We start from the raw sequence: 15,580 nt of genomic DNA, 5'->3' as shown, positions 1-15,580 counted from the left end.
ACGGCCTGACATCATTACAAGGAAACTATCCCCAGGCTCTTTCACCTCTGTCCACTCACAGGTGAAAGGATTCCAAGCGACTTCCTGGGGATGACTGCCGATGAGTACGCGCAGTGGATGGCAAACTCGCCGCGCAAGTCGCAGCTATGGCGTGAGGCAGCGGGGATGGGCCTGGCGTGTGGTGGAGCTGTGATTGGGATTATCGTTGCCAAGGCAGGCATCGCGTCAGCGCCTCTCAGTGCAGGTTCCAGCCTTGCAGCTACTTATATTGCTTATACCGCTGCCGCCGCCAGTGCTTTGCAATGTGCCGCTTCGTCAGCATGCTGCGGGTCAAATGTCGACAAAAAATCAGAGCCAACACACAAACCTGAAGCGGCGCCCAATCTGCCTGTCAACAAAAATCGAATGTGGGAGGGGGCTTGCTCCCGATTGCGGAGTATCAGTCACTTGATACGTTGACTGAGTCACCGCAATCGGGAGCAAGCCCCCTCCCACATTTCAGTTCGGCGTTTGGTTGACGATCACGGTGCACGTAATCCCCGCCGCCAACAACACCCCCTCCGGCACTTCATCAATATGAATCCGCACCGGCACGCGCTGGGCCAAACGCACCCAGTTGAAGGTCGGGTTCACATCGGCGATCAGCTCGCGACTCTCCGGGTTGTCGCGGTCGTAGATGCCGCGGGAGATGCTTTCTACGTGCCCCTTCAACGTCTCGCCGCTCATCAACTGCATGTCAGCTTTGTCGCCGACGTTCACATGGGGCAGCTTGGTTTCTTCGAAGAAGCCATAGACCCAGAACGAGTTCATATCCACCACGGCCATCTTGGCTTCGCCGATGCGCGCGTAGTCGCCGCGATGCACGTTGAGGTTGGTGACGTAGCCGTCCACCGCTGCCACGACCTGGGTGCGTTTCAAGTTGAGTTCGGCCGCCTCGAGTTGTGCCAGTGCGTGCTGGTAATCGGCCAGGGCCGAGTCAGCGATGTTGCTGGCGTCGTCGCGGTTTTCCCTGGAGATCACCAGGGCGTCGAGGTCGGCGCGGCGGTGGGCGTTGACCTTGCGCATTTCCCAGGTGGCCTTGCGCGAGGCGACCAGGGACTGCGCCTGCTTGACCGCGATGCGGTAGTGCTCGGGGTCGATCTGCATCAACAGGTCGCCCTTTTTCACCAACTGGTTATCGCGCACCGGCACGTCGACCACTTCGCCGGTGACGTCGGCGGCGACGTTGATGATGTCGGCACGCACGCGGCCGTCGCGGGTCCACGGCGTTTCCATGTAGTGCACCCACAACGTGCGGCCAATCCAGATCGCCAAAGCCAGTACCAGCAAGGTCGCGAGCAGGCTGAAAAACTTTTTCATCGGGGCATTCTCAACGGTAGACGGTCAGCGCCAGGGCGCCGAACAGGCAAACGAACAGGCTCAGGCGCAGCAGCGCCGGGTGCCAGAAAAACCGGTACAGGTCGAAGCCGGCCAGGAGGCGGTCCAGGGCCCAGGCCAACGCGGCCGCGATCAGGAACATCAGGGTCATGGTCGGCATATAGATGCCGTGGAATGCGATTTCACGAGGCATTCGGGGTTCCTTTGAGGGCCGCCAGCGGTGATTGCGGGTCCAGCAACGAGGTGCGGATAAAGTGCAGGTAGCTTTTCACCCGGCGCAGGGCCGAGGTATCGAAGTGCGGGGCGAAGGGTTCGTCGGTGGCCTGCACGCGGCTGATCGCGTGGTCGACGGCGATCAGGCCACGCTCCAGGTTGCTGGCGCTGGGTTGCAGGAACAGGCGCACCAACGAACGCCCCATGACCCGGATCGCCTGGCGCCACGGCTGGGATTCGGCATAGGCCGGGTGCACCGGCAGGATCGCCTGTTCCTTGCGCAACTCGATGATCGCGTGGCCGACTTCCAGCACCACGAACATCCAGCGCAGCAGGTCACGTTGCACTTGCGGCTGGCCGACAGCGAGGCCGTAGGCCTGGTGCAGGAGGTCTCGGGTGCGGCTTTCGAAACTCGACGCCAACCCCTTGAGCTTGCCGCTGATGGCATACACCACCTGTTCGCGCAGGTCCTGCTCCAGGCGCCGCCACAGCCAGCGGCTGTTGGGCGGCAGGATGATCGCCCCCGCCGCCGCGCATACCAGCATGCCAATGATCATGGCGATGTAGTCGTTGATAAAGATGTAGGGGTTGTAGACCGTGAGGTTGTCCGGCACCGAACCGGTGCTGAAGAAAATCAGCAGGCCTACGCCCACACCGGCATATTGCGGGCGTGAGGCGAGGAACGCGCCGAGGATGATCACCGGGGCGAGCATCACGCACAGCAGCGGGAAGCCGTCGATCCACGGGAACACGAAGAACATTTCCACAAAGCCCACCAACGCGCCGATCAAGGTGCCGCAGGCCATCTGGAACGCCATGCGCTTGGGGTTGGGCGTGGCGGCGGACAGGCCGACGGTGGCAGCGGCGATCAAGGTCATGGTGGCACCGCTGGGCCAGGCCGTGGCCACCCAGTAACTGCCCAGCACAATCAGGATGAACGACGCGCGAATCCCCGAGGCGGCGCAGGCCAGCCAGTTGGTTTTCGGGCTGAAGGTTTCGTCCCATTGCTCCCGTGCATGGCTGTGATCGGCCAGGGAGGCATGGGTTTGCGCGTAGTTGTGCAGGTCATCGACGAAGCGGTAGAGCAGTTCATAAGCGGTGTGAAAATCCAGCTGTTCGGCCTCACTCGGGTTGCCCTCCTGGAAGGTCGCACGCAGGCTGCGGACTTTGGCAGGCAGGCTGTCCTTGTAGGCACTGAGCTGGTTGACCAGGCGCGCGGCATCGGGGCTGGTGAGGGCACGGCCGGAGAAGCCGTCGAGGACTTCGGCGAGGTCCTGCAGGCCCGGTTTGATCGCCGCCACCACATGATCCGCGGAATCCGTGCGCAGGCGTTCGAGCAACTGGTGCAAGGCATTGAAGCGCGTGGTGATGCTCATGAACTCGCTGTTGAGGCGACTGAGCCGACCGTTGCGCCGGCGCATATGCGGGTCTTCGAACACCGTGAGGCTGCGCAGCCCTTCCAGGCCCACGGCCTCGGCGATAAAGCGCACGTTGCTGGCCTCGAACCCTTCACGTTGGCTGCGCCCGCGCAGGCCGTCGGTGACGAACAGCGCGAACACGCCAAAGCGCTGATAGAGCGCGTTGCGCATCGCTGCACTGGAGGTCTGCGGCAGGATCGCCGCGCTGACCAGGGTGGAACACAGGATCCCCAGGGAGATTTCCAACACCCGCCACACCGCCGCCATAAAGGCGCCGTCCGGATGGGCCAGGGCCGGCAGGCCGACCATCGCTGCCGTGTAACCGGCCAGCACGAAGCCGTAGGCGCGAAAGTTACGGTTGCGTGTCGCGCCAGCGGTGCAAATGCCGACCCAGATCGCCAGCGCCCCCAGGAACAACTCGGTGTTCTGCGCAAACAACGCGATCAACACCACCATCACCGCCGACCCCGCCAGGGTGCCGAGGAAGCGATAGAAGCTCTTGGCGAACACCTGGCCGCTCTGCGGTTGCATCACGATAAACACGGTGATCATCGCGGTGCGTGGTTGCGGCAGCTCCAGGCGCATGGCCAGCCACAGCGTGAGGAACGCGGCGATCAGCACCTTGAAGATGTACACCCAGGTCACGCCGTCGCTGCGTGCCCAGTCGAAAAAACCACGGCGCCACTCAAGGGAATGCAGCCAGCGCAGCGGTGCAGGCATCGGAGTCATTAAATCCTACTCAGTGACCAAACTATTCAGTGATCAAACATGGCAAGCGCCGCCGGGGTCTTGCTCGGGAGGGTCTTGGCGTCCTGCGGTAGGTCTTTGCCGGCGTCGAGACCGCCACCCAGTGCGGTCACCAGTTCGGCATGGGCGCCAAGCCGCGCGGCCTGGACCTGCTGCTCGACCTGTTGTTGGCGAAACAGCAGGGTCTGGGCATTGAGTACATTGAGGTAATCGGTCAGGCCGCGCTGGTAGGCGATCATCGCGATGTCGTAGGTCTTCTGCGCCGAGGCCACCGACTGCGCCGCAAATGCTGCTTGTTTGTCCATGGATTCACGGCGAATCAACTGGTCGCTGATGCCCTTGAGCGCATTGACCAGGGTCTGGTTGTAGCGCGCCACGGCGATGTCATAGCCGGCGCTGGCTTCCCCCAGCTCGGCACGCAGGCGGCCGCCGTCGAAGATCGGCAAACTGATCGCCGGGCCGACGCCGTAGTTGAATTTCTTGCCGGCGAGAAACGCCAGCATGCCGCCGCCGGTGGCCATGTAGCCGAGGCTGCCGACCAGGTCGACGTTGGGGTAGAAACCGGCGTGGGCGACATCGATGCCACGGGCTTGCGCCGCGACCTGCCAACGGCTGGCAACCACATCCGGGCGCTGGCCGAGCAATTGCGCGGGCAGGCTCGAGGGCAGTTTCAGTGGTGCGGCAAGGGACAGCGTCGGACGCTGCAACGTGGCCCCCTCCCCCGGGCCTTTACCGGCAAGCGCCGCCAGCTGGTTACGGCTCAGGGCGATTTCCTCGTCCAGGGCATCCAACTGGCGATGGGTTTCCGGCAGCGGCGTTTCGGCCTGGCTCACGTCGAAATGGGTGCCGATCCCGGCGTCCAGGCGTTTGTTGGCCAGGTCGAGGATCTGCTGTTGCTGGGCCAGGGTCGCGGCGACGATATCGCGGTTGGCGTAATGCAACGACAGCTGGATATAGGCGCGCACCACGTTGTTCTGCAGTTCAAGCTGGGCCTGGCGGGCTTCGGCCGCGCTCATGTGGGCCAGGTCGACGGCACGTTCGGTGGCGTTGCTTTCGCGGCCCCACAGGTCGAGGGCGTAGCTCAGGCCCAGGGATGCATTGTTGTCCCAGGTGTTGGCACCGCTCAATTCCCCCGGGCCGTAGAACTGATCCTTCGGCCAATTGTGGCGTTTGAGGGTGGTATCAGCGTTGATCTGCAGCGACTCGGCCGACTCGGCAACCCCGGCCATGGCCCGCGCTTCCCGCACCCGCGCGGCGGCCATCGCCATGCTCGGGCTGTTTTGGGTGGCGAGTTCGACCCAGCGGTTGAGCTGGGGGTCGCCGTAGGCCTGCCACCATTGTGCGGTGGGCCAATGGGCATCCTGGGCGGCGCTGCGGATCGCTTCGTCGGTGGCCAGGGTAGTGGCATTGAGGGCCTGGCCTTTGGGGGCGATTCCTCCGGTTCCGATGCAGCCGCTGATTGCTAACGATAAAGCGCAAACACTGAGAGCCTTCAGCGCTCGGTTAATGAGAGTCTTCAGCTCTCTGCTGATGCGACGCGGCACGGCGAACGAATTCCTGAGGTGGTGTTGCGGGGGGAGGTGGCGCAATTCTAGGCGGCGGCATGGAGGACGATAAGCTGGCATTCCTGTGAATCTTTGTTACCGTTCAAGCGATAATCCGTTGGTAGGGATCACTGGACGGCGTAACTTTCTGTCACAATTTGGCATCTCCCCTGAGAACTCTCCATGGACACTTTGCAAAACATGCGCGCCTTCAGTTGCGTGGCCGAAGCGGGCAGCTTCACCGCCGCCGCCGCGCAACTGGACACCACCACCGCCAACGTCTCGCGCGCGGTCTCCAATCTTGAGGCCCACCTGCAAACCCGCTTGCTCAACCGCACCACCCGCCGCATTGCCCTCACCGAGGCAGGTAAACGCTACCTGCTGCGCTGCGAGCAGATCCTGGCCTACGTCGAAGAAGCCGAAGCCGAGGCCAGCGACGCCCACGCCCGCCCCGCCGGGCAGCTGAAAGTGCACACCATGACCGGTATCGGCCAGCACTTCGTCATCGACGCGATCGCCCGCTACCGCCGCACCCACCCAGACGTGACCTTCGACCTGACCCTGGCCAACCGCGTGCCGGACTTGCTGGACGAGGGCTACGACGTGTCCATCGTGCTGGCCAGCGAGCTGCCGGACTCGGGCTTCGTCTCCCAGCGCCTGGGCATCACCTACAGCATCGCCTGCGCCTCGCCGGACTACGTCAAGGCCAAAGGCTGTGCGCAGCGCCCCCAGGACTTGCTCAACCACGCCTGCCTGCGCCTGGTCAGCCCGGTGATCCAGTTGGACAAGTGGACCTTCAACGGCCCTGAAGGCCAGGAAAGCGTGGCGATCAATACGTCGCCGTTCCTGGTCAACTCCGCCGACGCGATGAAAACCGCGATCACCAGCGGCATGGGCGTCGGCCTGCTGCCGGTGTATGCGGCCATCGAAGGCCTGCGCAACGGCACATTGGTGCGGGTCATGCCCACCTATCGTTCCCAGGAGCTGAACCTGTACGCCATCTACCCGTCTCGCCAGTACCTGGATGCGAAGATCAAGACCTGGGTGGAATACCTGCGCGGTTCGTTGCCGGAGATCCTGGCGGCGCACCAGGCGGAGCTGGTGGCGTATGAGTTGAGCGGCAGCCTCAGCGGTGCACGGCTGGCGAACTGATTTCTACCAGGCGATACACGTCTTTAAATGTGGGAGGGGCGGTGTCCTGACAATTGCCGGCAGGAATGTTAGCGTGCTTGGCATTCTTCCGTAGTCGATGAGCCCGCCTGCAATGAAAAAGACCGTCCTCGCCTTCAGCCGTGTCACCCCGCAAATGATCGAACGCCTGCAACAGGATTTCGACGTGATCGCGCCCAACCCCAAGCTGGGCGACATCAACGCTCAATTCAATGAAGCCCTGCCTCACGCCCACGGTTTGATCGGCGTGGGTCGCAAGCTGGGCCGCGCGCAGCTCGAAGGCGCGGGCAAGCTGGAGGTGGTGTCCAGCGTGTCGGTGGGCTACGACAACTACGATGTGCCGTACTTCAACGAGCGCGGGATCATGCTCACCAACACCCCCGACGTACTGACCGAAAGCACTGCCGACCTGGCCTTCGCCCTGCTGATGAGCAGCGCGCGCCGGGTGGCCGAGCTGGACGCCTGGACCAAGGCCGGCCAATGGAAAGCCAGCGTCGGCGCGCCGCTGTTTGGCTGTGACGTGCATGGCAAGACCCTCGGTATCGTTGGCATGGGCAATATCGGCGCGGCCGTGGCCCGGCGTGGGCGCCTGGGCTTCAATATGCCGATCCTGTACAGCGGCAACAGCCGCAAGACCAAGCTGGAACAGGAACTGGGCGCGCAATTGCGCAGACTGGACCAGTTGCTGGCCGAGGCGGATTTCGTCTGCCTGGTGGTGCCGTTGAGCGACAAGACCCGCCACCTGATCAGCACCCGCGAGTTGGGTCTGATGAAGTCCAGCGCGATTCTGATCAATATCTCCCGTGGTCCGGTGGTCGACGAACCGGCGCTGATCCAGGCCCTGCAAAACCAGACCATTCGCGGCGCCGGGCTGGATGTGTATGAGCAGGAGCCGTTGGCCGAATCGCCATTGTTCCAGTTGAGCAATGCGGTGACCCTGCCGCACATCGGCTCGGCGACTCATGAAACCCGCGAAGCCATGGCCAACCGTGCGTTGGACAACCTGCGCAGCGCCCTGCTGGGCCAGCGTCCGCAGGACCTGGTGAACCCGCAGGTGTGGAAGGGCTGACACGGGCCCGGCCCGACACAAAATCGGGTTAAAGCCTGGCTCTCCCGAGTCGATAACCCTCAATAGAAGTTCGTCATCCCTGATCCACAGAAGGTTTTTATGTCCACCACCAAAGCCCGCGCAGACTCACTCTCGCTTCTGCTCTTTACCTTGCGCAGCGGCAAGCTGATGGCCATCAACCTGCTGAAAGTCAGCGAGATCATCCCTTGCCCGCCGCTGACCAAGCTGCCGGAGTCTCATCCCCACGTCAAAGGCATCGCCACCCTGCGTGGCAATTCGTTGGCGGTGATCGACCTGAGTCGCGCCCTGGGGGAAATGCCCCTGGAAGACCCGAACGGAGGCTGCCTGATCGTCACCGACGTGAGCCGTTCCAAGCAGGGCCTGCATGTGCAGGCCGTCAGTAAGATCGTGCACTGCCTGACCACCGATATTCGCCCACCGCCCTACGGCTCCGGCGGCAACCGTGCGTTCATCACCGGCGTGACTCAGGTGGAAGGCGGCCTGGTGCAGGTGCTGGACATCGAAAAAGTCATCCACGGCATCGCCCCGGCGCCGATTGAAGCGGCGCCTACCGACCTGACCATGGAAGAGGCGGAAGTGCTCGGCAATGCTCGGATCCTGGTGGTGGATGACAGCCAGGTCGCCCTGCAGCAGTCGGTACACACCCTGCGCAACCTTGGCCTGACCTGCCACACCGCACGCAGCGCCAAGGAAGCCATCGATGTGCTGCTGGAGCTGCAAGGCACCGCCGCGCAGATCAATGTGGTGGTGTCGGACATCGAGATGTCCGAAATGGACGGTTATGCCCTGACCCGCACCCTGCGTGAAACCCCGGACTTCCAGGATCTCTACGTGCTGCTGCATACCTCCCTGGACAGCGCGATGAACAGCGAAAAGGCGCGCCTGGCCGGTGCCAACGCGGTGCTGACCAAGTTCTCCTCGCCCGAACTGACCAAGTGCCTGGTGGTAGCCGCGCAGACCGTGGCGCAACAGGGGCTGTAACCCGTGGCGGAGTATTTCCAACTGCTGCGCCGCGATCTCACCGGCAGCCTGCCTGCGCCGCAATGGCCGGCCCATACGCAGTTGGATCACTACCGCGACGAGCTGGCCCCGGCGATCCATGCGGTGCTGCGCATGACCCAGGAGCAAGGGGGTGGCCGCGTTCCTCATCTGCACGCCTGGCAGCATCTGTTCGTCAGCGACGCCGAATTCGATCCCACGCTGTGCCTGGTGGCCAGCAATGGCGATGGCATTCTCGGCGTGGCGCAGTGCTGGACCAGCGCGTTTATCAAGAACCTGTCCGTGCATCCTTGCGCTCAAGGCCAAGGCTTGGGTCGCGCGTTGTTGCTGCACTGCTTCCAGGTGTTCAAGCAGCGTGGCGAACCCTATGTCGACCTCAAGGTACTGGAGAGCAACCGGCGCGCCCGGCAACTGTACGAAAGCGCGGGCATGGTCTTTGTGCTGCGGGATGTGGTCGCAGAGGACTGACAGGCGCTGGCGCATAACTTGCTTCCAGAGCAGCACAACGGTGGATAGAGGTAAAAACCCGTCACTGTTCCTGTGTGCCCTCTGACCTAGCCTGGTGACAGATCCGCCATGAACACCCATTTTTCCTGCGTCGGTTGCGGCAAATGCTGCAGCGATCACCACGTCCCCCTGACCCTCCAGGAAGCCCGCCAATGGGCGGCTGACGGCGGTAACGTCATCGTTCTGGTGGAGGGTTTCCTGAGCAATGGCCTGGGCCTGCCTCAGCAGCAGCGCGAACATGCCGAGCGCCGTTCGGTGGTGGTGCCCAGCGGCAACACCGAGGCGTTTGTGGCAATCACCTTTGCCGCCTACAACGCCGGGCGCTGCCGGAATCTTGACGCAGACAACCGATGCCGCATCTACGAGCGCCGCCCGTTGGTGTGCCGCATCTACCCGATGGAGATCAACCCCCATATCCCGCTCAACCCCGCCGCCAAGGATTGCCCGCCGGAATCCTGGGAACAGGGCCCGGCGTTGATCGTCGGGGGTGAATTGATGGACCAGGAACTGGTGGAACTGATCCAACGCTCGCGCCAGGCCGACCGAGACGACGTGCAGACCAAAGAGGCGGTGTGCGCCTTGCTCGGCATTCGCACCACGGCGCTCAAGGGCGATGGATTTACCGCGTACCTGCCGGACATGAGCGCGTTTGCCCAGGCGATTGAGTTGGCGGTGGACCGGCCGGCCGTGGCCAATGAGTGGGTGTTTCATGTATCGGGGATGGACATCGCCGAACAGTTGCTGGATGCCGGGGCGCAGATTGCCACCGAGGTGCCGGCCAACTATGCGTTTATCTCGCTGCGGGCGGCGTAGACCTTAAAGGCCGCCTCGTGCGGCGGTCGATCAGTGCTCGGCAGGAACGGCGTCAAGGCGGTAGGGCTGGATGATCCGCTGGTACTCGCCGCTCTGCTTCAGTTGTTCAAGGGCGCAGTTGAGTTCGTTGCGCAATGCGGTGTCAGGTTTGCGCACTGCGATGGCCACACCATCGCCCAAAAGCTCGGACGAAATGGCAGGGCCGACGAAGTCGAAATCGTGGCCGTCTTCGGTGTCGAGCAAGGCTTCACGAATTTCTACCGTGCCTTGCAGGGTCGCATCAATCTCGCCGGCTTTAAGGCTGCTGACTAATTCATTGTTGAGCCAGAAGCTCTTGACGATGACGCCATTTGGCGCCCACATCGAGCGGGCAAAAGCCTCACGGTTACTTCCCAGCAACACGCCGACACGCTTGCCCTTGAGCGACTTTACCCGCGGCTGCAAGTTGGACATGCGACGGGCCACCAGACGCGTGGTGAAGGGGTAGAGGTTATCGGTGAAGCCCACCCGGCGTTGCCGTTGCGACGTCGGCGCCATCCCCATGATCGCGTCGAATTTCCTGGCTTCAAGGGAGATGAAATCTTCGGCAAGCACTTGGTCGACCCAGATGCAGCGTGCATTCAACTGCACGCACAGGGCGTTGCCCAACTCGATATTCAAGCCGACCAACTGCCCTTGCGGGTCGCGGCTCTGGAACGGGGGGAACTGTGCAGCAACGGCGAAACGGATTTCACGCAGCGGTGGATCATCGGCCGCAGAGACATCCGCCGCAAGCAACAGGGCAAACACTACACAGATGTGTATCAGAGCCAAGGGAGACGTCCTTTTCCGGAAAGACCAGCATCGCCCTGCTTCCCCCTGAAATCACAGGGGCAGAGCAAAGGCTGTGCAAGCTTTCAAGAAACGGTCGTAGGCCTACAATCAGAAATTTCAGCAGAGGCTGTAGGCAATAATCGACACGATGTGCGACTTGTTAATCTCAGCGTTTACCCATCGAACGACGAGTACCCGGCGGTGCCATGCCTGGCGACTTGGTATGGCCGTTCTTGGCGCCGTTTTTGTACCACGGTTGGGCCGCATTCCTGGCCCCAGCCAACTCACCCGGCTTGAACGGAAACTTGAACGCCGGGATCTCGGCTTTTTCAACGCCTTCGGCGCTGGCCGGATCGACGATGTCGGTCGCTTCAACAGGGGGTTGTGTCGGGGAAGTCATGAAAGCTCCGGGGCGTGCAAAAAATGATGCGGGGCCGGCTTGCGGGCCACACTGGCGCGCAGTATACCTGCGAGCTTCGGATCTTTAACCACCACAGGTACGAATGGTCGGAGTTTGCTGACAGCGCTGTCAGTTAGCCGTCACCGTGCTGACCGGGTTGAAGGGCTATAACGACCGCTCACTCTCCCCATCCTTTGCCCCGGCGCCTCACCCATGCACATTCAACGAAAAACTGCCCTGATCGTGGGTGTCCTCGTGGTCGTGGCGGTTGCAGCCTGGGCGCTGACCCGGCCAGCCAAGGCCAGACTGGCGGCACCCACCGCGATCCCGGTGCGGGTGGTGAGCGTAGCGCAGCAGGACATTCCACGCTTTGTCAGCGGCATCGGCACGGTGCTGTCCCTGCACAGTGTGGTCATTCGCCCGCAGGTCGACGGCATTCTCACCCAATTGCCGGTCAAGGAAGGCCAGTGGGTCAAGGCCGGCGACTTGCTGGCCAGAATCGATGATCGCTCGATCCGCGCCAGCCTCGACCAGGCCAGGGCGCAACTGGGCGAGAGCCAGGCGCAGTTGCAGGTGGCGCTGGTCAACCTCAAGCGCTACAAGGAATTGAGCGTCGACGACGGCGTGTCCAAGCAGACCTACGACCAGCAACAAGCCCTGGTCAACCAACTCAAGGCCACCGTCCAAGGTAACCAGGCCGCCATCGATGCAGCCCAGGTCCAGCTGTCCTACACCCAGATTCGCTCACCGGTCAGTGGCCGCGTCGGTATTCGCAATGTGGATGAAGGCAACTTCCTGCGCACCAGCGATACCCAGGGCCTGTTCTCCGTGACCCAGATCGACCCGATTGCCGTTGAGTTCTCTTTGCCGCAACAGATGCTGCCGACCCTGCAAGGCCTGATCGCAGCGCCTGCCAAGGCCAGCGTCGACGCCTACCTGGGTGCCGACACCGACGGCCAGACCGGAGACCTGCTCGGCGAAGGCCACTTGAGCCTGATCGATAACCAGATCAGCTCCACCACCGGTACCCTGCGCGCCAAGGCCGAGTTCAACAACGCCTCGCAACGCCTGTGGCCGGGGCAACTGGTGACCATCAAGATCCAGACCGCCCTCGACAAAAATGCCTTGGTGGTGCCGCCGACCGTGGTGCAACGCGGCCTGGATTCGCACTTCGTGTACCGGGTCAACGGTGACAAGGTCGATGTGGTGCCGGTGCAAGTCACCTATCAGAACAGCGACGTCAACATTATCAAGGGCGTGCAGGCCGGTGATGTACTGGTCAGTGATGGCCAGTCGCGGCTCAAGGCCGGTGCCCAGGTGGAGGTGCTCAAGGAGCCACCGCAGGTGATCCAGACCGTCGACGCCAAGGTGCAGCCATGAACGGCAGCCGGTCGCCCTCGGCCTGGTGCGTCGACCACCCGGTCGCCACCCTGCTGCTGACGTTTGCCCTGGTGCTGCTCGGGATCATTGCCTTCCCGCGCCTGGCCATCGCGCCACTGCCGGAGGCGGAATTTCCGACGATCCAGGTCACGGCACAACTGCCTGGCGCCAGCCCGGACACCATGGCCTCCTCGGTGGCGACGCCGCTGGAAGTGCAGTTCAGTGCCATTCCCGGCATGACCCAGATGACCTCCAGCAGTGCCTTGGGCTCAAGCCTGTTGACCCTGCAATTCACCCTCGACAAGAGCATCGACACCGCCGCGCAGGAAGTGCAGGCAGCGATCAACACCGCATCCGGCAAGCTGCCCAGCGACATGCCGAGCCTGCCCACCTGGAAGAAGGTCAACCCGGCGGACAGCCCGGTGCTGATCCTCAGTGTCAGCTCCGACAGCATGCCCAGCACCGAGTTGAGCGACTATGTGGAAACCCTGCTGGCGCGGCAGATCAGCCAGATCGACGGCGTCGGCCAGATCAACATTACCGGCCAGCAGCGCCCGGCGATCCGCGTGCAGGCTTCCCCCGACAAACTCGCGGCCATCGGCCTGACCCTGGCCGATATCCGCCTGGCCATCCAGCAATCGAGCCTCAACCTGGCCAAGGGTGCGATCTACGGCGAGAACAGCGTGTCGACCCTGTCGACCAACGACCAACTGTTTCACCCGGAGGACTACGCCCAACTGATCGTGTCCTACAAGGATGGCGCCCCCGTTCAACTGCGCGATATCGCCAAAGTCATCAACGGTTCGGAAAACGCCTACGTGCAGGCCTGGTCCGGCGACACTCCGGGCGTCAACCTGGTGATCTCGCGCCAGCCCGGCGCCAACATTGTCGAGACGGTGGACCGCATCCAGGCCGAACTGCCGCGCCTGCAAGGCATGCTGCCGGCTTCGGTGCAGGTCAGCGTGTTGACCGACCGCACCAAGACCATCCGCGCGTCCCTGCATGAAGTGGAAGTCACCCTGCTGATCGCCATCCTGCTGGTGGTGGCGGTGATGGCGCTGTTCCTGCGCCAGTTGTCGGCGACGCTGATTGTGTCCAGCGTGCTCGGCGTGTCGCTGGTCGCCAGTTTTGCCCTGATGTACCTGATGGGCTTCAGCCTGAACAACCTCACCCTGGTGGCGATCGTGATCGCCGTGGGCTTTGTGGTCGACGATGCCATCGTGGTGGTGGAAAACATTCACCGCCACCTCGAAGCGGGGCTCGACAAGCGCGAAGCGGCGATCAAGGGCGCCGGCGAGATTGGCTTTACCGTGGTGTCCATCAGCTTCTCGCTGGTGGCGGCGTTTATTCCGCTGCTGTTCATGGGCGGTGTGGTCGGACGGCTGTTCAAGGAATTCGCGCTGACGGCCACTTCGACCATCCTGATTTCGGTGGTGGTCTCCTTGACCCTGGCACCGACATTGGCCGCGCTGTTCATGCGCGCCCCGACCCATCCGGCCCACGACAAACCCGGCTTCAGCGAACGCCTGCTGGCCGGCTATGCGCGCAACCTGCGCCGCGCGCTGGCCCATCAGCGCAGCATGGCCGCGCTATTCGTGGTGACCCTGGCCCTGGCCGTGGCCGGCTACGTGTTTATCCCCAAGGGCTTCTTTCCGGTACAGGACACCGGTTTTGTGCTCGGCACCAGCGAAGCGGCGGCCGATGTGTCATACCCGGACATGGTCGCCAAGCACAAGGCCCTGGCTGAGATCGTCAAGGATGACCCGGCGGTGCAGGCGTTTTCCCACTCGGTGGGCGTGACCGGCAGCAACCAGACCATCGCCAACGGGCGCTTCTGGATCGCCTTGAAAGACCGCGGTGATCGCGACGTGTCCGCCAGCCAGTTCATCGACCGCATCCGGCCCAAGCTCGCGAAAGTGCCGGGCATCGTGCTGTACCTGCGCGCGGGGCAGGACATCAACCTCAGCTCCGGCCCCAGCCGCGCCCAGTACCAGTACGTACTCAAGAGCAACGACGGCCCGACACTCAACACCTGGACCCAGCGCCTGACCGAAAAACTGCGCGCCAACCCGGCGTTTCGCGACCTGTCCAACGACCTGCAACTGGGCGGCAGCATCACCCATATCAGCATCGACCGCCAGGCCGCCGCGCGCTTTGGGCTGACCGCCACCGATGTCGACCAGGCGCTCTACGACGCCTTCGGCCAGCGCCAGATCAACGAGTTCCAGACCGAGATCAACCAATACCAGGTGGTGCTGGAGCTGGACAGTCAACAGCGCGGCAAGGCCGAAAGCCTGAACTACTTCTACCTGCGCTCGCCACTGACCAATGAGATGGTGCCGTTGTCGGCAGTGGCCAAGGTCGACGCGCCGACCGTGGGGCCCTTGTCCATCAGCCATGACGGCATGTTCCCCGCCGCCAACCTGTCGTTCAACCTGGCACCCGGTGTGGCGCTGGGTGACGCGGTGATCATGCTCAACCAGGCCAAGAATGAAATCGGCATGCCGACCACCATCATCGGCAACTTCCAGGGCGCGGCACAGGCGTTCCAGAGTTCGCTGGCCAGCCAGCCCTGGCTGATCCTCGCGGCGCTGGTGGCTGTCTACATCATTCTGGGTGTGTTGTATGAGAGCTTCGTGCACCCGCTGACGATTATCTCCACCTTACCCTCGGCGGGGCTGGGCGCGCTGATCATGCTGTCGCTGATGGGCCAGGACTTTTCGATCATGGCGCTGATCGGCCTGGTGCTGCTGATCGGCATCGTGAAGAAGAACGGCATCCTGATGATCGACTTCGCCCTGGACGCCCAGCGGGTACGCGGGCTGCCGCCGGAAGAGGCAATCTATGAAGCCTGCATCACGCGGTTCCGGCCGATCATCATGACCACCCTCGCCGCCCTGCTGGGCGCGGTACCGTTGATGCTCGGCGCTGGCCCTGGCGCGGAAATGCGCCAGCCCCTGGGCATCGCGGTGGTCGGCGGCTTGCTGGTGAGCCAGGCGCTGACGCTGTTCACCACACCGGTCATATACTTGTACCTTGAGAAATTTTTCCACCGGCCCAAACCAGCGGCTGAGCTGGCAACCACACATTGAGGCCAAGGCACCGCCCT

At 62.9% G+C, this 15,580-nt stretch carries 13 protein-coding genes; 7 read left to right on the top strand and 6 right to left on the bottom strand.

Translation table 11 applies throughout. The features are described 5' to 3' along the window. Positions 1 to 498: 498 nt before the first annotated feature. From F6S08_RS05830 to F6S08_RS05815, 4 genes are read right to left on the bottom strand one after another with little or no spacing between them, the layout of a single operon-like run. The gene (locus tag F6S08_RS05830; protein WP_074843945.1) at positions 499 to 1,359 is read right to left on the bottom strand and encodes an HlyD family secretion protein; all 861 of its coding nucleotides are present in this window, start codon (positions 1,357 to 1,359) and stop codon (positions 499 to 501) included. 10 nt (positions 1,360 to 1,369) lie between these two features. Beyond that, positions 1,370 to 1,570, bottom strand: a complete 201-nt coding sequence (locus tag F6S08_RS05825) for a DUF1656 domain-containing protein (RefSeq protein ID WP_065924242.1) — start codon at positions 1,568 to 1,570, stop codon at positions 1,370 to 1,372. Continuing rightward, positions 1,560 to 3,737 carry an FUSC family protein gene (locus F6S08_RS05820; RefSeq protein ID WP_137211543.1) on the bottom strand — a complete coding sequence of 726 codons (2,178 nt, stop codon included), beginning with the start codon at positions 3,735 to 3,737 and terminating at the stop codon, positions 1,560 to 1,562. The genes F6S08_RS05825 and F6S08_RS05820 overlap by 11 nt, the downstream gene beginning before the upstream one ends. A gap of 26 nt (positions 3,738 to 3,763) precedes the next feature. Beyond that, positions 3,764 to 5,299: an efflux transporter outer membrane subunit gene (locus tag F6S08_RS05815; RefSeq protein WP_315871373.1), complete on the bottom strand. Its 1,536-nt coding sequence runs from the start codon at positions 5,297 to 5,299 to the stop codon at positions 3,764 to 3,766. A 183-nt stretch (positions 5,300 to 5,482) separates the two neighbouring features. Here F6S08_RS05815 and F6S08_RS05810 point away from each other — a divergent pair, with 183 nt between their 5' ends. The 5 genes from F6S08_RS05810 to F6S08_RS05790 all read left to right on the top strand — a co-directional run bounded on the left by F6S08_RS05810 (position 5,483) and on the right by F6S08_RS05790 (position 9,878). Then, the gene (locus tag F6S08_RS05810; RefSeq protein ID WP_027604744.1) at positions 5,483 to 6,451 is read left to right on the top strand and encodes a LysR family transcriptional regulator; all 969 of its coding nucleotides are present in this window, start codon (positions 5,483 to 5,485) and stop codon (positions 6,449 to 6,451) included. 112 nt (positions 6,452 to 6,563) lie between these two features. Then, the gene (locus F6S08_RS05805) at positions 6,564 to 7,538 is read left to right on the top strand and encodes a D-glycerate dehydrogenase (protein WP_315871372.1); all 975 of its coding nucleotides are present in this window, start codon (positions 6,564 to 6,566) and stop codon (positions 7,536 to 7,538) included. A gap of 99 nt (positions 7,539 to 7,637) precedes the next feature. Continuing rightward, positions 7,638 to 8,540 (top strand): chemotaxis protein CheV, encoded by a 903-nt coding sequence (locus F6S08_RS05800; protein ID WP_027604746.1) that lies wholly within the window; start codon positions 7,638 to 7,640, stop codon positions 8,538 to 8,540. 3 nt (positions 8,541 to 8,543) lie between these two features. Then, positions 8,544 to 9,026 carry a GNAT family N-acetyltransferase gene (locus F6S08_RS05795; RefSeq protein ID WP_315871371.1) on the top strand — a complete coding sequence of 161 codons (483 nt, stop codon included), beginning with the start codon at positions 8,544 to 8,546 and terminating at the stop codon, positions 9,024 to 9,026. A gap of 108 nt (positions 9,027 to 9,134) precedes the next feature. Then, a complete protein-coding gene (locus tag F6S08_RS05790; RefSeq protein WP_315871370.1) occupies positions 9,135 to 9,878 on the top strand; it encodes a YkgJ family cysteine cluster protein in 744 nt (247 codons plus the stop codon). Positions 9,879 to 9,908: 30 nt separating this feature from the next. Here the strand turns inward: F6S08_RS05790 and F6S08_RS05785 are convergent, their stop codons facing one another. Both F6S08_RS05785 and F6S08_RS05780 read right to left on the bottom strand, forming a co-directional pair. Continuing rightward, on the bottom strand, positions 9,909 to 10,691 hold the full coding sequence (locus tag F6S08_RS05785) for a transporter substrate-binding domain-containing protein (RefSeq protein ID WP_315871369.1): 783 nt from the start codon (positions 10,689 to 10,691) through the stop codon (positions 9,909 to 9,911). Positions 10,692 to 10,857: 166 nt separating this feature from the next. Further along, positions 10,858 to 11,091 (bottom strand): hypothetical protein, encoded by a 234-nt coding sequence (locus F6S08_RS05780; protein ID WP_027604750.1) that lies wholly within the window; start codon positions 11,089 to 11,091, stop codon positions 10,858 to 10,860. A 213-nt stretch (positions 11,092 to 11,304) separates the two neighbouring features. On the opposite strand from F6S08_RS05780, the gene F6S08_RS05775 reads away from it, so the two are divergent. Beyond that, on the top strand, positions 11,305 to 12,471 hold the full coding sequence (locus tag F6S08_RS05775) for an efflux RND transporter periplasmic adaptor subunit (protein ID WP_065948996.1): 1,167 nt from the start codon (positions 11,305 to 11,307) through the stop codon (positions 12,469 to 12,471). Then, a complete protein-coding gene (locus F6S08_RS05770) occupies positions 12,468 to 15,563 on the top strand; it encodes a multidrug efflux RND transporter permease subunit (protein WP_315871368.1) in 3,096 nt (1,031 codons plus the stop codon). Before F6S08_RS05775 ends, F6S08_RS05770 begins: the two co-directional genes overlap by 4 nt. Positions 15,564 to 15,580: the final 17 nt, after the last annotated feature.

Origin of the sequence: Pseudomonas sp. JV449, from assembly GCF_032424295.1 — a bacterium.
Lineage (GTDB): Bacteria > Pseudomonadota > Gammaproteobacteria > Pseudomonadales > Pseudomonadaceae > Aquipseudomonas > Aquipseudomonas marginalis.
Note: the sequence above shows the minus strand (reverse complement) of the source record. Positions and strands in the feature narration are given on the sequence as shown.